This window comes from Bremerella sp. JC817 (genome assembly GCF_040718835.1).
GTDB lineage: Bacteria > Planctomycetota > Planctomycetia > Pirellulales > Pirellulaceae > Bremerella.
Genome location: NZ_JBFEFG010000264.1, coordinates 201,861 through 225,155, shown reverse-complemented (window position 1 = coordinate 225,155; position 23,295 = coordinate 201,861). Strand labels below are relative to the sequence as shown.

At 56.0% G+C, this 23,295-nt stretch carries 15 protein-coding genes and 1 tRNA gene; 6 read left to right on the top strand and 10 right to left on the bottom strand.

The window, feature by feature from the left end:
- The 4 genes from AB1L30_RS07300 to AB1L30_RS07285 all read right to left on the bottom strand — a co-directional run bounded on the left by AB1L30_RS07300 (position 1) and on the right by AB1L30_RS07285 (position 5,863).
- The gene (locus AB1L30_RS07300; RefSeq protein WP_367012764.1) at positions 1-1,350 is read right to left on the bottom strand and encodes a Na(+)-translocating NADH-quinone reductase subunit A; all 1,350 of its coding nucleotides are present in this window, start codon (positions 1,348-1,350) and stop codon (positions 1-3) included.
- A gap of 574 nt (positions 1,351-1,924) precedes the next feature.
- Positions 1,925-2,698 carry a HisA/HisF-related TIM barrel protein gene (locus AB1L30_RS07295; RefSeq protein ID WP_367012763.1) on the bottom strand — a complete coding sequence of 258 codons (774 nt, stop codon included), beginning with the start codon at positions 2,696-2,698 and terminating at the stop codon, positions 1,925-1,927.
- Positions 2,682-4,211, bottom strand: a complete 1,530-nt coding sequence (locus AB1L30_RS07290; protein WP_367012762.1) for a prenyltransferase/squalene oxidase repeat-containing protein — start codon at positions 4,209-4,211, stop codon at positions 2,682-2,684. Before AB1L30_RS07290 ends, AB1L30_RS07295 begins: the two co-directional genes overlap by 17 nt.
- A 140-nt stretch (positions 4,212-4,351) precedes the next feature.
- Entirely contained in the window at positions 4,352-5,863 is a 1,512-nt protein-coding gene (locus tag AB1L30_RS07285; RefSeq protein ID WP_367012761.1) for a prenyltransferase/squalene oxidase repeat-containing protein, read from the bottom strand.
- 521 nt (positions 5,864-6,384) lie between these two features.
- Between AB1L30_RS07285 and rpmG the strand changes: the two genes are divergently transcribed.
- The 4 genes from rpmG to AB1L30_RS07265 all read left to right on the top strand — a co-directional run bounded on the left by rpmG (position 6,385) and on the right by AB1L30_RS07265 (position 9,506).
- Positions 6,385-6,549 carry a 50S ribosomal protein L33 gene (rpmG, locus tag AB1L30_RS07280; RefSeq protein WP_345087929.1) on the top strand — a complete coding sequence of 55 codons (165 nt, stop codon included), beginning with the start codon at positions 6,385-6,387 and terminating at the stop codon, positions 6,547-6,549.
- 182 nt (positions 6,550-6,731) lie between these two features.
- On the top strand, positions 6,732-7,451 hold the full coding sequence (locus tag AB1L30_RS07275) for an SGNH/GDSL hydrolase family protein (RefSeq protein ID WP_367012760.1): 720 nt from the start codon (positions 6,732-6,734) through the stop codon (positions 7,449-7,451).
- Between the two features lie 111 nt (positions 7,452-7,562).
- A complete protein-coding gene (recJ, locus tag AB1L30_RS07270; protein WP_367012759.1) occupies positions 7,563-9,332 on the top strand; it encodes a single-stranded-DNA-specific exonuclease RecJ in 1,770 nt (589 codons plus the stop codon).
- 100 nt (positions 9,333-9,432) lie between these two features.
- Positions 9,433-9,506 (top strand) — tRNA-Pro (locus tag AB1L30_RS07265).
- Positions 9,507-10,039: 533 nt separating this feature from the next.
- Here AB1L30_RS07265 and AB1L30_RS07260 read toward each other — a convergent pair.
- From AB1L30_RS07260 to rfbB, 4 genes are all read right to left on the bottom strand, one after another.
- Positions 10,040-11,098 carry an ankyrin repeat domain-containing protein gene (locus AB1L30_RS07260; protein WP_367012758.1) on the bottom strand — a complete coding sequence of 353 codons (1,059 nt, stop codon included), beginning with the start codon at positions 11,096-11,098 and terminating at the stop codon, positions 10,040-10,042.
- A gap of 158 nt (positions 11,099-11,256) precedes the next feature.
- A complete protein-coding gene (rfbC, locus tag AB1L30_RS07255; protein WP_367012757.1) occupies positions 11,257-11,811 on the bottom strand; it encodes a dTDP-4-dehydrorhamnose 3,5-epimerase in 555 nt (184 codons plus the stop codon).
- Complete coding sequence (gene rfbA, locus AB1L30_RS07250; protein WP_367012756.1) at positions 11,801-12,703, bottom strand: glucose-1-phosphate thymidylyltransferase RfbA; 903 nt, start codon at positions 12,701-12,703, stop codon at positions 11,801-11,803. Before rfbA ends, rfbC begins: the two co-directional genes overlap by 11 nt.
- Before the next feature lie 51 nt (positions 12,704-12,754).
- Positions 12,755-13,825, bottom strand: a complete 1,071-nt coding sequence (rfbB, locus tag AB1L30_RS07245) for a dTDP-glucose 4,6-dehydratase (protein WP_367012755.1) — start codon at positions 13,823-13,825, stop codon at positions 12,755-12,757.
- A 256-nt stretch (positions 13,826-14,081) separates the two neighbouring features.
- Between rfbB and rfbD the strand changes: the two genes are divergently transcribed.
- Complete coding sequence (gene rfbD, locus AB1L30_RS07240) at positions 14,082-14,930, top strand: dTDP-4-dehydrorhamnose reductase (protein WP_367012754.1); 849 nt, start codon at positions 14,082-14,084, stop codon at positions 14,928-14,930.
- Here rfbD and AB1L30_RS07235 read toward each other — a convergent pair.
- Both AB1L30_RS07235 and AB1L30_RS07230 read right to left on the bottom strand, forming a co-directional pair.
- Positions 14,927-17,035: a glycosyltransferase gene (locus AB1L30_RS07235; protein WP_367012753.1), complete on the bottom strand. Its 2,109-nt coding sequence runs from the start codon at positions 17,033-17,035 to the stop codon at positions 14,927-14,929. The genes rfbD and AB1L30_RS07235 overlap by 4 nt on opposite strands.
- Positions 17,036-17,076: 41 nt before the next feature.
- Entirely contained in the window at positions 17,077-18,261 is a 1,185-nt protein-coding gene (locus tag AB1L30_RS07230; protein ID WP_367012752.1) for a glycosyltransferase family 1 protein, read from the bottom strand.
- Positions 18,262-19,322: 1,061 nt separating this feature from the next.
- On the opposite strand from AB1L30_RS07230, the gene AB1L30_RS07225 reads away from it, so the two are divergent.
- The gene (locus AB1L30_RS07225; RefSeq protein ID WP_367012751.1) at positions 19,323-23,153 is read left to right on the top strand and encodes a CHASE domain-containing protein; all 3,831 of its coding nucleotides are present in this window, start codon (positions 19,323-19,325) and stop codon (positions 23,151-23,153) included.
- The last annotated feature ends 142 nt before the right edge of the window (positions 23,154-23,295 follow it).

Sequence of the window (23,295 nt, the reverse complement as noted above, 5' to 3'; positions counted from 1 at the left end):
CTATCCTTCGGCTTCAATGCGGTTCAGGTTCTTCCGCAGAATGGTACCGAAATCGTGTTTCCCAATGTCCACAAACGTACAGAGGGCGATGTCTTCTTCTTCCAATTCCAAGCAGCCGAGGGCCTGAGCGGAATCGGTATCTTCAACAATAAGCGACTTCAGAAGTGCCGTCGGTTCGATGTCCAGCGGCATGATCGATTCGTAGGTCTCGATCGGCACGATCGCACGGTGGCTACCGTTGGCGGTGGTGGTCATATCAAGCTCGCCTGGCGAAAGGAACGATGCGAACACCGACTTCACCGAGAACTTCTTGAAGCCAGGAGCCAACCAGCCCATCAGCTCTCGCTGCAGGCCTTCTTCCAGAACCGAAACCTGCGTATGGAAACGACCGAGGTAAGCTTCCGCCCCTTCGGCCTGATAACCACACAGCACCGATCCGGAAATCTTCCGCATGGTGCCTTCCTTCATGCCGGTCTTGGTCAGCTCTTCGATGCTCGCACCGATAGGAGCCTTCACCAAGCGTGGGTTTTCAACGCCTGGACCAGCCAAAGAGATGACGCGGCGCGTATCAAGTTCGCCGGTACGGAACAGGTGGCCAATGGCGATCACATCCTGGTAACCGATGTACCAGACCACACGCCCTGGACCCGCTGGATCGAGGAAGTGGATGTGGGTGCCCGGCAGCCCTGCTGGGTGCTTACCCGAGAATTCAGCAGCTTCGACGAATTCGAGTTCCGAACCTGGCAGTGCCGCACCAGGAGCCTGGCTGACGAACACTTTGCCTTCGGTCAGGGTGCTAAGCACTTCCAGACCCGCACTGAACTCGATTTCGTTCCCCTTAATAATCGGTGCCGGATCGGCAGCCAGGGGATTGGTATCGATCGCGGTGACAAAGATCGATCGCGGCGAAGTTCCCAGGCCTGGGATCTTGCCGTAAGGACGCGTACGAAACGCTGTCCAAAGACCGGACTGAACCAGGTTTTCTTCAACCTTGGAGCGTTCCAGCTGCGACAGATGCTTGTCGGTGTACGAAGCGAAGGCGATCTTGTCGTCTCCTTCGGCCTCGACCACGACTGAGATGAATTTACGTTTGGCGCCGCGGTTGACTTCAACCACTTTGCCGGCGACTGGCGACGTGTAGAGTACGCCGGGAGTCTTTTTGTCTTCGAATAGGGGTTGGCCAAGTTTGACCTTATCCCCTTCGGTGACCAACATGGTCGGCTTCATACCGATGTAATCGCGACCTAAAAGGGCAACCTTTCGGACGTCCGCGATCTCTTCCACCGACTGTTTCGGCTTGCCTGCAATCGGCAGATCCAAGCCTTTGCTAATCGTGATCCGGCGTGGCATCTTGGGCCTCACTCCCGCTTGGGAGGCTATGGTTCAACACACTTGCAAGGAGGGCATTGTGAAAACTATCACAATGTCAAAGTCGAATGTCCCCCGATGCATATTCTCTTTGGGAAAAATCTCGGAGAAACTGGGTGCGTGCTCTGCGTTTGTTTCCGAGTGAAAGATAGTAGCAACCGATGAGCGAGGCGTGCCAACGTCGATGCGGCGTGCCTGCCCGGGTCAATCTTTCCAGAACAATCAGTGCATGGTGGGGTAACCAGCTCGACTCCACAAATCATAATGGCTTCAGTTGACTCAGCAAGGGGAGATTCCGCCACTTAAAACAGCGTGCGGGAACTCCCCCATCTAGGATCGATCAACTGCAGCTTGCCAATCAATCACAACCGGCAAATTGCGGAAAACTCATCTCCATTGCACCGTCCTAAGGGGAACGGACCAGCTAACAACTATCGCCGAGATGAGATTTAACGCAACACAGCCGTTGCTTAAGGTCTCTCACCAGCTCTGATTTACCCAGCTTGCCCCCAGCTCGCGGCAGTAAATTTTTTGCGTCGCTCGCAAAAATAATCGGTCAGTCCACGAATTGAGGAGTGATTCGACCGTCGAGCAATGCCGAAGCCACCAAAACTCGCTTGGCCCCGGCGGTATACAACGGCTCGACATCTTTCAGCCTGCGAGCCCCGCCTCCGCCGATCCACATCACATCAGGATGGCGAGCCACAAGATTCGCAATCAAAGGCTCAGTCCGACTCCCCTTCCCAACTCCAACCGAAGCCAGATCCAAGACAATCACCGACTTCACTCCTAGCTGAATGGCCTGATCGGCGATCTGCTCGGCACTCATTCCACGGAATTCATCTTCCTCGCAAAGCGGCGATCCAGCCATCAAGTCAAGACTAAAGACGAATCGATCTGGTCCGATCGCTGCGAGCAACTGCTCGAGCGCAGCCCAACTTTCCAGAGACTCGAGCGCGACAATCCAGCGATAGGGAGATAGATCTCGTAAGAGGCTTTGATGTTCGCGATAGGTCTCGACTGAGCCAACTCCAGAGTCGAGCCAGACATTCAAGCCATGAACCGCGATCGCCTCAATCGAGGATGCGTCGAGATGCGTGTCAGCGATCGCATTCAAGTCCGCCACGTAGCAGTCTTTGAAGCCAAACTTCTGCTTGTACATGTGGGCGACCGTGCCAGGCCGCGAGCCATGGAAGTGCGGCGACATGACCGGCATATACTCGTTGCGACGCCCGGCGAAACCTCGGACTGCGCAACCAAACTGCAAATCAATCACCGGCAGAATGGCAGAGTACCAAAACGAGGACGGATCGTTAGAAAGTGAAGTCAAGCGACTTTTCCGAGTACAAAGGCATGTGGCGGTAATAGACCTCCAGGATCATCGCCGCCAGGCAAGTCACATACAACCGCCCACCCACCTTGGAATGCTTTTCCTCGAAGTACCAGCTTCCAGTCGTGAAGCCCTTCCTCGATTGCGTCTTGATCAGATACGCCTTGAGCTCGTCGTTCCAGCCTTCCCACTGCGGTCCGCCATAGTGGCAAAGCACATTGGTCGCGTAATAGTTGTAGTACATGTCGAGCTTCGACGGCCCTTCATCCGACAGGAAGTCGACCCCCTTATGCATCCGCGGGTCGTCCTTCGACCACCCTAGATACATTCGGCTCAACAGGCCGATCGACGTGGTCGATGGCAACTTGCCAGGTGCCTGATATCCGTAATATGCCCCGTCCGCCAACTGGACACTATCTAGCCAGAACTCCGCCATACCGATCGTCGAGCTATCGACTTTGATACCGCCGAGCAGACCGCTCTTCAGGGCCATCAATTGCCAGCCGAACACGCTGATATCGCCGGGCTGCTTGGGAATATATCGCCAGCCACCTTGATTATGCTGGGCATACTCGATGAAGCGAATTGCCTGCGAGGCATCAGGCAGCAGCGAAGGATCTTCGGTCATCGCATACGCTTCGCACAAAGCGAGCGTCGCCAGACCATGCCCGTACATCGAACCATCTTGCAGGTCACCACCATTCGGCCCGACGATCTGATTCGCCTTCAAGTAATAGAGCCCCCGTTCGATATGATCTCGATAGGGGTTCTCGTTCATGTGGGTATAGCCCTTCCCCAGGAACGGCAACAAGGCGAGCCCAGTGGCCCCGGTCTTGGTGAGCGATTCGCCCGGGTTCGGACTGAGCTTCCCGACTTCGACTTCATGGTGATTGAAGCTCCAAGATCCGTCCGGAAGCTGATGTGCCGCAATCCAGCGCAGCGCTCGCTCGACCGCATCTTCCGTTGCCGGCGAACCACCACGAGCGGCCAGCAATTGCTTCTGCAGATCGCCACTGCGGCCTTGAAATCCGCCACCGTTACGAGCCGGCACTGCCTGGTTCCACGGCAGGTTTTTTTGTAGTTCGCTGGTCAGTTGCAACGTTGCGGCCTGGGCACTAGTCGCCGACTGGCTGGGCATCGGCTCGATTAACTTGGCCAGTTCTCCGATCGCGGCCGAGTCGGCTTGAACCTCTTGCTCGATCGCGTCTTGGGCCTGACTGATTTCGATCGGCGTCATGGTCTGCTGAATCGACAGATCGGCCGGTTCTTGTTCGTAAGGAAGCAGAGTGATCGTATTCGCATTGCCATCCGGTCCGGCTGGAACGACCCACAGGGCCAGCACGATCAACAAGACGAAGTGGATCGCGGCACTCGTGAAGAAACTGATCCCGCCTTTGATGTGGTCCATCGTCATCAAGACAAGCTTGCGAAAGCGGAACCGAATCGGCGCAGCAGTGGACGCCGTCTCGTGAGACGTCGTATCTCCACTGGCAGTCGTCGTATTGGCTTGCAAGCTACTACGATCCTTTAGGCAATCGATCAGAACCGAAAACTCTAGGTCGTATTCCTTTGCCGAAAGCGCAGCAAAAAACCTCGCAGCTAACTGGACTTAGCCGCGAGGTTCGATTACATGAGCTGCGATGATTCTAACGACTACAGTGGGAAATCTTCTTCCGAAGCATTCGCCTTGTAGATCGGCAAGTGGCGGTAGTAAACCTCCAGGGTCAACACGCTCAACGAGGTGTTGTAGAGACGACCACCACGTTCGGTGTGCGGGCCATCGAAGTGCCAACTTCCAGCTTCGGCTTGATCCTGAGGCACCTGATTCTTGACCAGGAAATCACGCATCTTCGTGTTCCAGCCATCCCATTGGGCACCACCATACTGACGCATCACCTGGGTGGCGTAGTAGTTGTAGTACATGTCCGAACGGTTACCGAGGCTCGGACCAGCCTTCGCCAGGTTAGCAACGCCTTGCTGCAGTGCCGGATTCTCTTTCTTCCAGCCGGTGTACATCCGGCACAGCAAACCAACCGCATTCATCGATGGCTTGCTGCCGGGATCTGCGTAGCCATAAGCGGCACCATTCTGGGTCTGCACCGAATCGAGGAACTTGATCGCGCCGGCGATCGTGTTCTTATTGACGCTGAGGTAGCCCATGTGACCACTCTTCAAGCCCATCACCTGCCAACCCACAACTGACGTGTCGCCAGGCTGACGAGGCTGGTAACGCCAGCCACCGCCGACAGGGTCCTGCACCGCTTGGATGTAATTGATGGCGTACTGCGAAGGCCCCAACAGGTTCTTATCCTGGGTCATGGCGTACGCTTCGCACAGAGCGATGGTCGCCAGACCGTGCGAGTACATGTTGCCTTCCCCTTCGCGGAAGCTGCCCGTGTCGCCGCGGACTTCCATCAGCTTGATCAGCGAGCCCAGGCCGGCTTCGACCTGTTTTTTGTATTTGCCTTCCTTGTGGGTGATGCCTGAGCCTAAGAATGGCAGCAGAGCCATCGCGGTGGCAGCGCGAGGCGAGTTGGATGCGGTTCCGAAGTCTTTGCTACCTGGCTTCTTGGCACCACGACGATGATCGAAGTTCCATGTACCGTCCGGCAGTTGATGTTCGGCGATCCACTTCACACCGAAGACAACCGCTTCTTCACTGGCACCGGTACCGCCGTTTTCGCGAAGCATCTGGGTTCGTGTCGCCTGACCACGACCAGCGGTCGCGTTGCCATCGACGCCTGAGACTTCACTCATGATGTCCGAGAATGGCATCGTGACGTCGGCGAAGTCGCTCAGCTCGACCATTTGGGTCGCAGCCATTTCTTCCTGGAAGTCCGACACGACAATCTCGTCGCTCAGCACGGCATCTTCCGGCTGCTCTGGCGGGACGTCGAACTCGAGCGTTTGCTCGTCGATCGGCTCGAACTCTTCCATCACCAGTTCTTCGATCTCTTCGGCATCGGCCGAATCGTTGATCGTCAGAACGCGTTTCTCGCGATCGACGGGCGGCATGAAGATGGTGAGGAGGATCATGAAAAAGACAAGATGCACCACCAGACTTATCAGCCAGGAGGGGACTGCCGTAAAGAGCACGAAGCGATTCACCAGCCGTGGCTGATGCTCTTCTTCATGCGATTCATGATCCGCGCTATGCTGAGCCATTATTATTCTCCGTAGATTTCGTCGCTTCACGCTAGAAGCGGAGACCAATAACTCATAGTCAAGCTGGCTGTTCACCCGGTGAACAAAATCAAAGAGCTCGAGGAAAGAAAAGGGCCTCGAACGTTCGATCGGTACCAATTTGACTGAATGGGGCGTCGAGAAAAGGAAAATCGTCGCCGACGGTATTTTATGGCGAGGATTCCCTCTCGTCACCCCCCGGCAAGGGCAAAATAGACCTTATCGGTGTTGATTTTGGATGAGTTGACTAGGTTCCTTCTCCTCTGATTCGCACCGCCAGAAGCGTTTTATTGCGAATCGTCTCACCTTATTGAACGATTTTTCTTGACGAATGTACTCGACCTCCCCGGTACTTTTTTGCGAATGCCATTCCGCTGAGGGGCCCGCTACTATCTTTCCACGGAAGACGCCCCCTGCCCCTTTCATTTCCGGGCCCAATTTGCTAGAAACTAGGGTTTCGATGCACCCTTCCTTTGCCCTTATGCAGGTAGTTGGTCCCAGCCATGGCCAAGAAGAATAAAAAAGCTGAAACCGTGTTCCTCGTCTGTGAAGAAACGGGCGACTACAACTACTCGCTTCGCCGCAAGCCAGGTGGTGAAAAGCTTCGTCTGAAGAAGTACTCGCCGAAGCTGCGAAAGCACACGGTTCACGTTGAAAAGAAGAAGTAAGGTCTCCGCGCAACCAGTTGGTTGCCGCGTACCTTCGAGATCACTTCTCTCGCACAAGCCGGGCTCTCTAGACCCGGCTTATTGCATGCGCTCTCCGGAAAGTTGATTGACGCCGGCCTGGCAACCAGTCAAGCTGTTTCATGGCGATCCCCCCTTCTGCCCCCTGCCCCCTCGAGCCTGCCATGAAATCGACGCATACCCTGCTAATGCTTCTTCTTACGACCACCAGCCTGATCGCGGCCGAACCCAAACCGGACGCAACTCCGGTCGAGACCGACAAACGCCTTCATTCCGACGGCAAAGGCTGGCGACTCGATCAGGCCCAGATCGTCGACCAAGACCGACCACGCGTACTGCTGATCGGCGATTCGATCCTCAACGGCTACATGAAACAGGCCATTGAAGGCCTGCAGGGCAAAGCGTATGTCGATGCCTGGGTAAACCCCTACCACCAGTCCGAACACCTCAACAAGAAGCTGGCTGAAGTCCTGGAAAGCGGACCGTACGATGTCGTCCACTTCAATATGGGCCTGCATGGCTGGCAGGATGGACGCATCCGCGAAGGGACCTTCCAACCACTCACCAAGGCCTACGTCGAAGTCCTACGCGAGAAACTACCAAACGCCAAGCTGATCTGGGCGAACAGCACCCCAGTGACCGTTAAAGACAAACCGCTCGATCTGGACGCAGAAGTCAATCCGATCATCGTCGAACACAATCGCATGGCAGCCGAAGTCATGCAGGAAATGAACGTGCCGGTCAACGATTTCTACGGCTTGCTGGTCAACAAACGCGAGTGGGCTCGCGGAGACCGCTTTCACTGGACCAAGCCTGCCTACGACCTGCTCGGCGAAACGGTCGTCGAATCGGTCACCAAGGCGTTGCCGGCGAAATCGAAGTAAGCCGCGCCGAAGCCCGGCGATTCTCGGCATAGGGGTAGAAATCAGGCTGATCCTGCTGATAATTGAGACTCAGCCGATTCTTCCCTTTACGATGGAGCGACGTACCAACTCATGGACGCTACCTGGCGCATTTTGCCGCACGACATGGCCGTGGTTCGCGATCTCGAACGCACCGCCAACGTCCCACCAGTCGTCGCTCAACTTCTGATCTGCCGAGGCATCCGCGATGCCGAATCGGCCCGCGAGTTCCTCGACGCCAAGCTGTCGGGACTCCGCGATCCGGAAGAACTACCCGGCGTCCGCGAAGCCTCGGCCCGGATTCATGCCGCCGTTCAAGCCAATAAAAAGATCACGATCTACGGCGACTACGACGCCGACGGCATCACTTCGACCGCGATCTTGTTCCGCTGCTTGAAGCTGATGGGCGCGGCCGTTTCATACTACGTTCCTCATCGAATCGATGAAGGATACGGCCTGAACTCCGACGCCCTCGAGAAACTGGCCAACCGCGAAACCGACATGGTGATCACGGTCGACTGCGGCATCGCCAGCGTTGAAGAAGCCAAGCGAGCCAAAGAACTCGGCCTGGAACTGATCGTGACCGATCACCACGAAATGGGCGAGACGCTCCCGGATGCCTCGGTGCTGGTTCACCCTCGCTTGCCTGGCACGGCGTATCCGTTCGGCGGCCTCTGCGGTGCGGGTGTCGCCCTGAAGCTGGCCTGGTCACTCTGCCAACTGGCATGCGATTCGAAACGCGTGACCGACCGATACAAGAACTACCTGCTGTCCGCAGTCGGACTCGCCGCGATCGGAACCGTCGCCGACGTCGTTCCCCTGACCGACGAGAACCGCCTGTTGGTTCGCCACGGCCTGAACTGCCTCCGCGAGTTCCCAGTGACCGGTGTTAGTGCTTTGCTGAAAGTGACTGGCCTGTCGGATAAGCCTGCCCTGGCAAGCGACGACATTGGCTTCACCATCGCTCCACGCTTGAACGCAGCCGGCCGACTCGGTCAGGCCCAACTAGCCATCGAGCTGCTGACGACCGATTCCAACGAACGCGCCACCGCACTGGCTGACTACCTCCATCAACTGAACGACAGTCGTTCGAGCCTCGAACGTAGCGTTCAGCTTTCCGCGACGAAGCAAATCAAAGAGAACTTCGATCCCGACAACGATCCGGCCCTGGTCCTGGCTGGCCATGGCTGGCACCCCGGCATCATCGGGATCGTCGCTGGCCGACTGGCCGAGAAGTACAACCGCCCGGTCGTGATGATTGCTCTCGACGAAGCAGGCGTCAAACCAGGCGTCGGCTCGTGCCGCTCAGCTAACGGCTTGAACCTGCACGAAGCCCTTCAAGCCTGCGACCATCTATTACTCGGCCATGGTGGTCACGCCGCAGCGGCCGGTCTGCAGATCGACGAAGCTCAGATCGAAAACTTTCGCCATGAGTTCTGCGAGTACGCTTCATCGAATGTCACCGACGACGACCGCGTCGCCGAACTGGTCATCGACGCCGAGGCCCCGTTCACGCAGCTTACTCGTCAGATCGTTGAACAGATCGACCTCCTCGGCCCCTTCGGCCAAGGCAACCCCAGGCCGCTGATGTGCGCCAGTGGCGCCAAGCTGGCGATGCCGCCGAAAAGGATTGGCGGAGGCGAGCGTCACTTGGCGATTCAACTGGAACATCACGGCGTCAAGATTCGCGGAGTCGCGTTCGGCCGAGGCGAATGGGCCGATGAGCTCGAAGCGACCGATGGCCCGCTCGATATCGCCTATCACCCGGTCATCAACACCTTCCGCGGCCGCAGCAATGTTGAATTGCAACTGGTCGCCTGGAAGCCCACCGAAGCGAAAATCCCCGCCAACCAACCAGGTTGACCGGACGTTTGCCAGAGGAATAAAATCAAATCCTTCGCCGGAACTCGCTGATAATAACAAGCAGTTCCGCACACTTTGCCTTCAACAGCAAAGACCCACTCGGGGTGTGGCTCAGCCTGGTAGAGCGCTGCGTTCGGGACGCAGAGGTCGCACGTTCAAATCGTGTCACCCCGACTTTTTTGCTTGTTAGGATAGTGCCTGGCGGGACGGTAAGACGATGGTCCATTCCATAGAGCATATCTACAAGCCAGAGACCATTTCGCTGATCGAGGGCGTTCATGGTGCTTCGGCACATCTGATCGGGCGACCCAATGTTGGCGGCCAGTCTATGGCACTAACTGAGCCACGTGACTTGGCTCCGTACCAGCTTCAACTGTTGCGTAATCTACTGCTTGCGCCGGATCCTATTGTTTTGCCCATAAGCGTTGCATTCCATGCCCGACGGTTTCGTTTCGCTTGGACAACGGTACCGCTCACTTGATAGTCATCGTTGGTTTTTAATGTACCGGCTGGATCGTTCAAGGTCCCTACGAACGCCGGGGTTCTTTCTTCGATCTTGTTCGCGAAGACATGCTTGCCCTGGTCAAGCAGTTGTTTATCGAATTCGCATCAAAGGACAAGCGTAGCGTCTGGAAGGCTGGCGTAATTAAGACTCTCGTTGACGCCGCAAGCAATCAATAACCAAGCTACCTCAGCACCAACTTCACTCATGAATCGTGCTGACGTTTGGTCGCTGTCTCGCTGACCTTTACCTTCATCAGGTCACTCAGCAAAGCATGATCGCCGTTGCTGATGCGGAGGATGGCTTGCTGATCTTCCTGAGTCAGGCAGGCACCATGTGTTAGCAGGATGCGAAGCGTGCCTGGTTGCCAGCTGTGGATGGCGTAACCGACGGGGTTGTGTTCATAGAATGTTTCGTGGATCGCTTGTGGGTTCCTCGCAATTGCTGCCTCGGTTCCTTCTTCATCGCCGCAGGCCACGTAGCAGGCCAGATGGGCCTTGGCACCGCGATCGATTAGAAACTGAATTAGTTCGTCGCTGCACTCTTGCGAAGTCCGATGGAGTGCGGCGATGCCGATGGGATCGGATTGGCCGAGGTCGGCACCTTGATCGACGAGAAGCTTTACAACAGCGAGCTGATTGTTGCGGACGCCGTGCAAAAGGGCCGTTCGGTTCTGAGCATCAGTCGTATTGAGCAAGCCTCTATCTTCGCTCAGCAGTTCTGCGATGCGTTGCGTTTGCCCGAGCGCCGCGGCTTGGAACCAGTCAACTTCCGCGCCGCTTTCTATTAGCAACTGGATGATGTCCTCTGCCGGTTTTGACTTCCATGGTCCGCGATGCGTGGCATACGCCAGTGGTGTGTTTCCCTGCTGGTCGGCTGCGTTCACATTGGATTGATGCCGGATAATGAGTTCGGCAACCTCGGTGTGTCCGGCTTGGGCTGCGTAGTGTAGCGCTGTCATACCATTTGGCGTGACAGCGAACACGAGGTCATGGTCCTTTTGCAGCAAACTTTCGGCCTCGCTCACGCGACCAAGATACGCACTGGCGAAGATGTCGACTTCGGCTCCCTGATTCAGCAGCCAGTCGATGGCCGCCTGGTTGCGATAGAGGGCAGCCGTGTAGAGCAATGGTAGCCCGGAGTCAGTCGACTGGTAGAGCAACCCAGGCTCGGCTTCAATCGCATCACGCAAAGAAGAAAGATCGTTGTCGATAATCGCCTGATGGAGATTTGCGGAATCTGAAGGACGAGACGGTTCAGACATAGCGATCACTTCCCCCTCCTCGAACAGGTCCCCCAACGAAAGGCAACGGATTGCCACGGACTTCATCGGGGCGCCATCGGATTGATCGTAGGATCTTAGGCTCGCTCGATCAACCAGCCACGTCCTTAAAGGTGCGACGACCGCTTCCCGAGCAGATGTTATCGGGTGGAAGACGCCCTATCTTGAAAAGCCGATAACGGCTTGGCGTTGTGCTGGTCTTTATCGGAGAGAATCGGGTCGTCGATCGGCCAATCGATCGCAACATCGGGGTCATCCCACTTCAAGATCTCTTCGTCTTCTGGATGGTAGACCTCCGTGCACTTGTAGAGAAAATCGGCCGATTCGCTCAAGACGCAGTAGCCATGTGCCATGCCTGGGGGAACGTATAGTTGATGCTTGTTCTCTTCGGAAAGGTAAGCGCCAACCCACTGGCCGAAAGTGGGCGAGTCAGCACGAAGGTCGACCGCGACATCGAATACTTCCCCTTGAATCACGTTGATCAGCTTGCCTTGCGGAAAGTTCACCTGGAAGTGCATACCACGCAGGGTTCCTCGAACGCTGCGGGAAAGATTGTCCTGCACGAAAGGTGCTTCGATGCCAGCCTCGGCGTAACGTTCATGGCGATACGTTTCCATGAAGAAGCCACGTCGATCGGCGAAGACGCGCGGCTTGATCAACAACACGCCAGCGATCTTCGTCGTTTCAATTTCCACGGGGGCTCTCCTCTTCCGCGATGCCGCTCAGATATTCGCCGTAATCGTTACGGAACTGACGTCCTAGTTCGGCCAACTGCGACCGGGTAATGAAGCCTTTGCGAAAGGCAATTTCTTCCAGGCAGGCAATCTTCAGGCCTTGTCGCTTTTCGATCGTTTCGACGAACATGCCTGCTTCGATCAACGAATCGTGCGTCCCGGTATCGAGCCAGGCAAAGCCGCGGGTGAACTTTTCGACACGCAGCGTACCACGTCGCAGGTACTCCATGTTGACGTCGGTGATTTCGAGTTCGCCTCGGGCGGAAGGCTTCAAGTTTTCGGCGATCTCGACCACGTCTTGATCGTAAAAGTATAGGCCTGGCACAGCGTACTTCGATTTCGGCTTCTGCGGCTTCTCTTCGATCGAAACAGCGGAGCCTGACGCGTCGAACTCGACGACACCGTAGCGCTGCGGGTCTTTCACCGGGTAGCCGAAGATCGTGGCACCTTCCACTTGATTGGCTGCTCTGCCCAACATCTGCTGGAAGCCCTGACCGTAAAAGATATTGTCGCCCAGCACCAGGCTGACCGATTCGCCTTCGATGAATTCTTTGCCGATGAGAAAGGCCTGCGCGAGCCCTTCCGGTGCGGGCTGAACCGCATAGCGAATACGGATGCCGAAGCTCTCGCCATCTCCAAGCATTCGCTCGAAGAGACCGATGTCGTGCGGCGTCGAAATCAACAGCACATCACGAATGCCAGCGAGCATCAGCGTCGACAGCGGATAATAGATCATCGGCTTGTCATAGACTGGCAGCAACTGCTTGCTGATGCCACGGGTCAATGGAAACAACCGCGTGCCAGAGCCGCCGGCGAGGATGATTCCTTTGTTGCATCGTTGCGAAGGGGACATGGGGGTTTCTCAATGCCAATGATGAATTGCTCTAGGTGCTGGAACTCGCGACTACGGACTCAACACGCCAAGTCGTTCGCGGCGATAGTTGCCACTGGTAACGTTCTCGACCCAGGGCATGTTATCGAGGTACCACGCCACGGTTGCCTTCAAGCCAGATTCAAAGCTTTGTGTGGGCTGCCAACCAAGCTGATCTTGAATCTTCGTGCAATCGATTGCGTAGCGAAGATCGTGACCTGGTCGATCTTTGACGAACGTAATCAATTCACGGCGTGGATGTGGCAGCTTCTTTTCTGCCAGTTCATCCACGATGTCGCAAATCGCTTGGACCACTTCCAGATTCGTGCGTTCGCTGTTGCCGCCGATGTTGTAGACCTCGCCTGGTATCCCTTTGTGCAGCACTGTCCGAATTGCCTGGCAATGGTCTTCGACAAAGAGCCAGTCTCGGATGTTCTCGCCGGTACCATAAACAGGGAGCGGCTTCCCTTCCAGGGCATTCAACACCATCAACGGAATCAGCTTCTCAGGAAACTGAAACGGCCCGTAGTTGTTCGAGCAGTTCGTCGTCAGCACCGGCAGACCATAGGTGTGATGATACGCACGTACGAAGTGATCGGAAGCGGCCTTCGATGCGGAATAGGGGGAGTTCGGCGCGTAAGGAGTGGTCTCGGTGAACTTGCCGGTCGCGCCGAGCGAACCATACACTTCGTCGGTCGACACATGCAAGAATCGAAACGCAGCTCGCTGCGATTCGGCGAGCCCGTTCCAGTAGACGCGAACAGCTTCCAACAACCGAAACGTACCGACCACATTCGTCTCGACGAACGCCTCCGGTCCGTCGATGGAACGATCGACGTGGGACTCGGCGGCGAAATTGATCACCACGTTCGGCTGATGCTCGATCAGTAGCTGCGAAACGAGTTCGGTATCGTTTATATCGCCCTGCACGAACTGATGTCGCGAAGGATCCTTCATGCCGGCCAGCGAACTGAGATTGCCGGCGTAGGTGAGCTTATCGAGATTGACGATCCGGCAAGTCGATTCCGCCGTCGTCTGCCGGACGAAACATCCTCCGATGAAACCGGCGCCACCGGTGACCAGAATGTTTTGCGTTATTTTCATAGACCAGGCGTCACTAAAAGGATCGAACCAAACCCTGACTATACTCTGTGTATCTTATTTTTCGGTTAAGAGACTACGGAGATTTCGAGCTGTTTCCGCCAGGTTCTGTCAGGGAATCGAGCAATCTCCCTCGTTTTCGACGATATTCGATGCCTAGCGAACTTGTCGGCCGGCGTGGGCCGTGCAAGCTTGAATCGCCCAGATTACCTTAGGCGTATTCGCGTCATCTCGTTTCACGTCTGAAGCAGTCTTCACCATGAATCCAATTTTAGTAACCGGTGCCCAGGGACAACTGGGGCGTGAACTGCTTGCCCAACTCGGTGATCGGGCGTTTGGCACCACGCGAACGGAGTTGGATCTGGCCAACATCGATTCGATTGGCCCAACCCTACGGCAGCTTCAACCTGCCATGGTGATCAACTGCGCAGCCTACACGGCGGTCGATCAGGCCGAGACTGATCGCGACGCTGCTTTTCACATCAACCAGCATGCCGTCGAAGCGATGGCAGACGCCTGCAACCAATTGGAAGTCCCACTGGTTCAGGTCAGCAGCGACTACGTTTTCGATACCTATCGTGGCAACCAACCTCGGACAGAAACGGACGCGGTGAAACCGCTTGGGATCTATGCCCAGAGTAAGCTTCAGGGGGAAATCGCGGCGGCTCAGGCTGATCGCCATTTGATCGTCCGCACCTGTGGGCTGTATGGCGGAGGCGCTCGGTTCCGTAACTTTGTCGAGACGATGCTTCGCTTGTCGAACACTCGCTCGGAACTGAAAGTAGTCAACGATCAATGCTGCACGCCGAGTTATTGCCGCGATGTCGCCTCAGGAATCGTTCGCTTGATCGATGGGAATGCGGAGGGTTTGGTTCATTTGACCAACAGCGGCAGCACGACCTGGCACGAGTTCGCTGAGACAATCTTTGCGATCGCCGGGCGGAATGTCTCGGTGCTTCCGATCACGACGGAAGAGTTCGGCGCGGCGGCACCTCGGCCAAGCTACAGCGTGCTCGATTGTCAGCGTTTTCAAAATCTAACAGCGACTCCCCTTCCCTCTTGGAAAGACGCGTTGGCTCGTTACCTGGCTGAGAGATCGGCGACTTAGCGGCTGGCGAAACTGACCATCAGTTCGCGGAACTTCGCCGGCAGTTGCTCGTAGAATCGCTGCGGAGCGAAGAAGGCTTGAGCGTGTGCCTGGGCGGCGTCGCCGAGTTGTTGTCGCTGGGAAGGGTTATGGGCCAGATCCGCAATGTGCTGCGAAAGCTGCTGTTTGTCAGGCTCGGCCCAGACTTGATCAGGGTAATCGTAGACCTGAGAAGGATCGTGAACGGGAGTCAACTCATAATCGACCAGCGCTGCCGTGCCCGGCGGCATGAAGTCGACATTGCCGGAATAGTTCGTGGCGATCACCGGCTTACCCAGCAGCATTCCTTCGGCCAGCACGAGCCCAAAGCCTTCTGAGCGATGGGGCGACAGGACGACGCCAGACACACGGAGCAGATCGCCCACTTCACCTCGGCTGAGGAGTTGATCGATGATCCTCACATTGGCAGCCTTACCAATCGCGGTTTCAAGCCGCTGCAGATTCTCTGGCGATTGCTGCGTGTGGTGCGTTTTAATTATCAGCATCGTGTCGGACCGCCCGCCGCAAGCTTCCACGAACGCTTCGACGGCACCCGCCAGGTTCTTCCGCGCGAAGCTGGAACGCATATCGGCCATCGCGAGAAAGATGACCTGATCTTCAGGCAAACCAAAGTCTTGTCGGGTCTTGCCGCTGGTCGGAGGAACGCGGACCGGATGCGGCACCACGTGCACCGGAATTGGGCTTTCCGGTTGAAACGCATCGGCACAGAATTTCGAGGGAACCCACAACTCGTCCAGCAGCGAATACATCTCGCGGCAATAGGCCGGCGGCTTGGAAAGTTCCCAGGCCCAGCCTCCCGCCAGGTAACGCCGCTTGAGGGCGGGCTGGCCAATGAAACCGAGTGTTCGTGGAAGATCGAGTGGGTTGGTCCGAATGAGCAGCGGACCCCCTTCGGTCAGAATCGTATTTCCAAAGCCCCAGCCTTGAAGGTCGGCCATATTGAAGGCGGGACTGACATCGAGCCGGGCCGGAGCGAACCGCAGTTCCTGCAAGGCCTGAAGTTCGAGCCGTGCTGCTTCGCCAATCCCAAGTGCCGATTGCAAATAGCCTGCCACGGTGACGCGACCTGGGGCAGGTTCGCCATCGCGCGAGAGCTTGGCGAGCTTGCGTTTGGGTGGACTGATCACCATCGAAACGATTCGCGATCGCATCGCGCCTGATAGTGGCAGTGCCCGCCATACCTTGCGCACGAAGCCGCTGTACATGAACGGAGTCGTATTCTTCGGTCGCGATGTCTTAATGAGCTCAAGGACTGCCTGCCACTTGCTGCGAAACTTGTCGCGTGAATTCATCGCCAATTGGGTGCGTGTACTGGCCATCGAGCCACCATCGACATGCAGCACCAGGCAATCAGGCTGATAAACCACCTCGAAGTCCCTTTGCCAGGACTCGAAGCAGAGGTCAACATCTTCGTAATAGGCTGGCGAGTAACGCTCGTCGAATCCGCCGATCTCTTGCCACAGTTTCGTTCGAATCGCCAGGCATGCCCCAGACACGTAATCGCAGCAGCGCTGTTCCAGGTACTGCGGATCGTCGGCGTCTCCATCGATTCCTTCACGACGGGTGATGGCCGTGGGGAACACGGTGCATCCTGCCTCTTGCAGTCTTCCATCGGGATAGACCAGCCGGGCACCAACGATGCCGATGCGTTCACTTTGCTGAAAGGTCTCGTCGATCGCTTCGAGCCAGCCTGACTGAACTTCGGTATCGTTGTTCAGCAGCAGAATAATCTCGCCACGGGCCTCTTGGGCCGCGAAGTTGCAGTTATGCAGAAAACCTGATCGAGCGGAAGTGTTCACCACACGACGGACGCCAGGAAACTGCGTTTCGCAGTCGAGCGTGGCGTCTTTCGAGTGATCGTCGGCGATGATCACCTCGTACGGCGTACGCTCGGCGTCGGTTCGATCGGCGATGGATACCAAGGCACGCTGCGTGAGCGACCAGCCGTTGTAGACCGGAATGACAATCGAATAGCGAGGCTGCTGCGATGTCGGCAACGGTCGACAATCGTCGATCGACGAGAGAGGCGTGACGATCGAATTGGGTAAGATTGTCGTAGTCGACATCGGGCCTTCGACGCAGGTATTAGTCGGAAAACTGAGCTTCGCTACGAAACGTTCGAAACCACCCGGCGTCGATCGACGAATGTTCGTAACGATTCTGGAAGCGATGCCGCCAAACCAAGCTGACGACGATAGTTGTAGAGCGTCAGAATCGCGGCGTTGTCCCAGGTAAAGTTCGAGGCGAATGCCTGATTGCGTGCCTCGTCTAGGCGACGTTCCGTTTCGTTTTCTAGATAGTACTGGATTGCATCGGCAAACTGTACCTCAGAATCGGCATCGCAGTATTTCACGTGATCGCCGAAGACTTCTCGAAAGGCGGGCAAATCGGCACAAATCGCGGCGGTTCCGGTCGACATCGCTTCGAGGACCGGCATCCCAAAGCTTTCGTACTTCGACGGAAAGCAGTAAATCAACGCTTCATGGCAAAGCTGCGGAAACGTGTCACGCCACTGCTGATGACTCAATTTGTTCTCGAGCGAGAAGTATTGCTCGACTCCCAGTTTTTGCAGCAATGGCGTCAGCCGAGCCCGATCGGCATCGCTTGCGCCAATCATTCGAAACAGCGGCAAGTCAACGCCGCGCTGCTTCAACACCTGATAAGCACGCATCAGGACTTCGACATTCTTATGCGGCAGCATGCGTCCTGCCCACAGCAGATGTTTCTTGGTGGTTGGTGAAACGGTCGCGGTGCCGTCGAGGAAGACCGGATCGATCCCGTGATAAACATGCGAGATCCGCTCGCTTGGGATCTGCATCTCTTGCTGCAAGAGCGATGCCGCGTAGCCTGAGACCGCGATCACCCATTTTCCGCTGCGGACATTTCGTCGTTGGATCCGCCGATAATATTGCCCCAGTAAAAACGGCGTCAGGTCGGGCCGCTGCAGGCGGATCGTATCGTGCATCGTCACGACACTTGGAGGTGAATAGAAGTAAGGTGCCGTCGATCCGAGAAAGTGTGTCAGGTCGAGGCGATGCTGTTTCAGATACCGGGCGTAGTAAGTGTGCTCCCACATGACCCGGGTATAGATGTTCTCGACCGGACATGGCAACTCAACCAGATCGAAGTTGTCGGCTTCGAACTGAAAATCATGTCCCTTGGGGAGAAACACCACGTAGTGGTTCGACTGATCGACTCGTGCCAGGGCCGGAATCAATTGCCGCGCATAGGTCTCGGCGCCACCAAACCGTGACGGATGGATCAACAACGCACCTAGGCCAATTCTCGACATCGCTACCGACTCGAAACGTTCGACTTTCTACGAAGCAGCGAGTTTACGCGAAGCTGAAATCGATGAGGACCACCATAATTGTCTACCGGACGCATCGGCCATTCCAAGATGAAATTGCCGATCTTCCAACGGTTCTCGTTGGGATGGACTCGCCCCGCAGGGCAGGCAGCATCAACAATTCGCAAACACTAATGCCGCCATAACTTGCGACTAACACCGCATTGATTTCGATGCGTCTAATGGGCGGCGTCTCGTATGTTTCGACCGGGCAAAATGGCCTGCTTAAGAGTTAATGAAGAATCGAACAAGTTTGCCAGCCAGCCCAAAACTCCCTTGGTTCGTGCTGGTAACCGTTGCGGCTGAGTGCCACAGATTTGGAATCTAATTCCAGGATCACATTTAAAACGTCTGTTTCGTCTACGCCGCTTTCGCGGGAACTCTTCCGTCCTGAAATCTTTCGCAGGGCCAACGACCGATGATTGCCCGTCACTGGAAACGAAGAGAATCTGGGGAAGATATTCTGCCCGTCGAAGGAGACCATCATCGATGGCGTAAGGTTCCCCAGCGGAGTCACTTTTCGGGTAGCCCGTAACGCACTGCTAGACCCCTCAGACAACGAGGGATTCGGCTTCGAAACGAAAGCGTAGATTCTCGTCTGGATATCACGGTGATCCACCTCGGAAAAGGCTACAATTTATATTGACGATTGAAACCTTAAAATAACACTGGACATCGGCCACCCGCCAGAAGTACGCTGGCCGTTACGGCACTTCGAGGCTTATCGGATTTTGGCGAAGTGTTGCCTGCCTCGAGTTCTTTTTCTCCACCAGCGGCTCACAAATCGTTCCTAAAACTGTGATCGCTTCGGAAGTCTGACGCAGGTACAAGGATCGGATTCCTATCATGTCCAACAGTTACCCTACTCTTCTGATCATAGAGCGAAGCCGACAGGTTGTCGGCCAGTCGATCACTGTTCGCTCTGCCGTGATGCACGGTCTTGTAGAATCGATTTAGCGGCCCGTTGCGTTAGCGGCATCGAGCGTAGTCTTTGAGTTTGCATCATGGTGAATTCGTTGTTTCATCCCGAGCCCTCCGAGCAATCGCAACAAATCTCGGTTGCGTGGTGGGTGATGGCAGCGCGATTGCTGTTGGCGGTCGCCCTTGTCGTCGCAGCGATCGTCATGATTGCCTGGCCGGCCGAGTGGACTACCTTACGATCGCTGATCGCAGGCCTGCCAACGATGAAGTTCAACACGGCCCTGGGCCTGGCGATGCTAGCCGCCGCCGGATTGCTTCGGTCTCAATCGATCCTGGCATATCACCTTCGCAGTCGCTTGCCAGAAGTTCTGGGCTGGTTGGTTTTGCTGCTGTCATTCGCCAGCATTTTCGAGAACCTGTTCAATGTTCAGTTCGGGATCGATACGCTGGTCAGTGCGGACCCACGATCTGTTGCCCGGGGAAAACTGCCGGGACTGATGTCGACCGGGACCGCCATCGGCCTATCGCTCTTATCCGGCGGCTTTCTGCTAAGCTTGCACGGAAAAAGAAAATTTGGCGAACGACTCCTGGCATTGGGCGGCTTGTTTGGCGCGATTGGCGTCGTGCTTTACATCGTGCGAGCCTCGGGCCTTCGTAGCGGGAGTATCTTTTCCACAACCGCAATTCACACCGCCATTTTGTTGGTTGTACTCGCCTCAGGAATCTGGCTGATCGAACACTCCGGCGCGTCGATCCGCAGTCGTGACGCGGCGAACCAGATTCGACGCGAACTGGCTCGTGCTCGCTGGATGGCGATGTTCATCACCGGAACCTTGTTGCTGGGTTTCTTTGTAACATCCGTTCTGGTTCTTGATTCCCAGTCGAATATCTATCGAATCAACCAGTCTCGTTTCCAACACCTGACAGAGCTTTCCGTCGATGAAATTGGACGCCGGATCAATCGAATCGTTTACGGTTTGCGCGGGGCCCGTGGGTTGTACCTCGCCAGCGAAGAGGTGACCCGAAAAGAGTTCGAGACATTTGTCGAGTCGCGTGACATCGAAACAGAGTTCCCCGGTGCCATCGGCATCGGGTTGATTCAACGGGTGATGCGAAGCGATCTCGATAATTTCATCGCGGCCGAACGGAAGGATGATGCCCCAGATTTCGACGTCATCAGTCCCAGTAACGCCCCAGATCTTTACGTGATCAAGCATATTTATCCCCTCGATCGAAATCGCGCGGCGTGGGGATTCGATATTGGCTCGGAACCGACTCGGCGTAAAGCCGCTGAAAAGGCGATGATGTCCGGCAAGCCGCAAATTACCGGGCGAATCGAACTATTGCAGGACGACAAGAAAACGAGCGGGTTTCTCTATTACTTGCCGGTCTATAAGCTGGACGCCCCTGTCGACACGCCGAATCAACGTGAAGAGAACCTGATCGGCTTGCTCTATTCGCCAATCATTTTGAACGAGACTCTCGACGGAATCGACAAGCTCAACCAGGGCCTTTTGGAAATTGAAATTCTAGATGCCGACGACCCTAGCGACCCGACGACACTTTACGAAGATGCGTTCGAGGTGCCGCAGTCACCAACGGTCGACGAGGTTGCTTTATGGGGTTGGAACTTATTTCGCAAGGAAACCGAAATTATCGCCGGTGGGCGACACTGGATTATTGTTACGCGAAGTTCGCCAAATTTCGAATTGCGTATCGACCGAGTCACCCCGTCGTTGATCGGCGTTGGCGGAACGATTCTGACGTTCCTGCTGGTCAGCATCGTCTGGTCGATGGGTCGCAACGAAGCGGTCGCCCGGAATCTTTACCACGAACTGCAGGACAGCGAAGCGTCGGCGAAGGCAGCCCGAGCCAATGCCGAAGAAGCCAATCGGGCGAAGAGCGAGTTCCTGGCGAACATGAGTCACGAAATTCGCACGCCCATGAATGCCATCATCGGCCTGACCGACTCCGTCCTGCGAACTTCGCTGACATCCGACCAGCGTGACTACTTGCTGACCGTTTCCGACGCGTCGAATTCGCTGCTGCGAATCATCAACGACATCCTCGATTTCTCACGCATCGAAGCAGGCAAGCTGAAGCTCAGCGATGGCGACTTTCAGCCGCGTGAGTTGATCGCCAACGTCCTGAAACCACTCTCGCAGAAGACTTCCGGAATGCCGCTCGACCTGGTCTATCATGTCGATAGCAATGTTCCGGAAGCCGTGCATGGCGATGCCGGACGCATCCGCCAGATTCTGTTCAACCTGGTGGGTAACGCCATCAAGTTCACACCAAGCGGCCAGATCGATGTTGGCTGCACACGGATCTATTCTGAAGGCGACACTTCAGATATCGTCGAACTGCAGTTCACCGTCCGCGACACGGGCGTCGGCATCCCCAGCGACAAGCTCGAATCGATCTTCAACGTCTTCGAGCAGGCCGACAATTCGCTTACGCGAAAGTTTGGCGGAACGGGTTTGGGACTGACGATCTCGTCGAGGCTGGTTCATCTGATGGGAGGAGCAATCTCGGTGACCAGCGAGCCTGGGACCGGCAGCGTATTCCGCTTCACGACCCGGCTTCGGGCCAGTCAAACGCAAGCGGAACCGGCTTGGCACTCGTACGCCGACCAATTGGCTGGCAAGCGTGTGATGGTTGTTGACGACAACATTATTAACCTGGAAACGCTTGTCGGTATCGTGGCTTCCCAAGGTCTTTCGCCTCAGGCGGCCGAGACCGCGGACGATGCCTTGCAACAGATGAAAGTTGGTATGGATGGCAATCGGCCGTTCGATGTCCTGCTGACCGATATGCGTATGCCGGACAAAGATGGTATCGAACTTATCAGCGAAATTCGTCGGGCCCCAGAGAAATATGGCAATCCCATCGCGATCCTGGTTTCCTCCAGTGATCTGCACGAGCTCGATCCCCCAGGGAATCTCAACATCTGTTCGCGTATCATGAAGCCGGCCCGGCCTTCCGAAGTGGTCGAAGCAATCGCAGTCGGCATGGGCCTGATCGAACGTTCGCATGATCTTCAGACAAAGCAGCAGCAAGCCGAAGAGCAAACCCTGGTCCTGAGGCCACTGAACATTCTGCTGGCGGAAGACAGTCGCCCCAATCAGAAAGTTGCCTTGGCGATGCTGAAGCGTTTCGGCCATACGATCACGATCGCCGAGACAGGCAAGGCTGTGCTCGAACTGCTGGAAATGCAATCGTTCGATGTCATTCTGATGGACGTCCAGATGCCAGAAATGGATGGCCTGACCGCCACGCAAGAAATTCGTAAAGCGGAACAGAAGTCAGGACAGCACATGCCGATCGTGGCGACGACTGCGCACGCCTTGCCGTTGGATCAGGCTCGCTGCCTTGATGCGGGCGTCGACAGTTACGTCTCGAAGCCACTCTCGCTGAAAGAGTTGAACAAGGCCATCCACCACGCGATCCTGGTCGCCAATGGCGAATCGGCCGAGACCGACGCGGTGGTGCCAGCCACCGAGCCAGAAACCAGCACCCAGATCGTCGACTCGGCTGAATCCTCGTTGGTGCCGTGGGACAACCTGAAACGACGCTTGGGGAACGACGAGGGGGCTTTGCTCGAAATCGTCCAGGCTTATCTCCCCGAAATGCGGGAGAGTCAGGATCGAATTCGTCGAGCATTTCAGGACTCCAACGGAACTGAACTTTGCATGGCTGCGCACAAGCTGAAGAGCGCCCTGCAATTCTTTCAACAAAAAAATGTGTCGCTGATTGCCCAGCGTTTAGAGACCCAGGGCTCGGAAATGGACTTCTCGACCGGCAAAGAGCAGCTCTCTGAATTCAACGCTCAACTTGACGAATTGTTTCCAATTCTCGAGAAGTTTATCGAAGCCACACAAGCGAAGCTGCATAACCCCACCAACCCTGAATAGTCGATTCCAGGGCGGGTGAAAATTCTTTCCTCGGACAATCGGCTCGTCGACTTAAGCCCGCTTCTGGCCCTTTTGAAATCTTGATTTCAGACGGTTAAAGAAAGCTCCCCTGCCCGAGTTTATGGGGGTAGGCGGCTGCCAG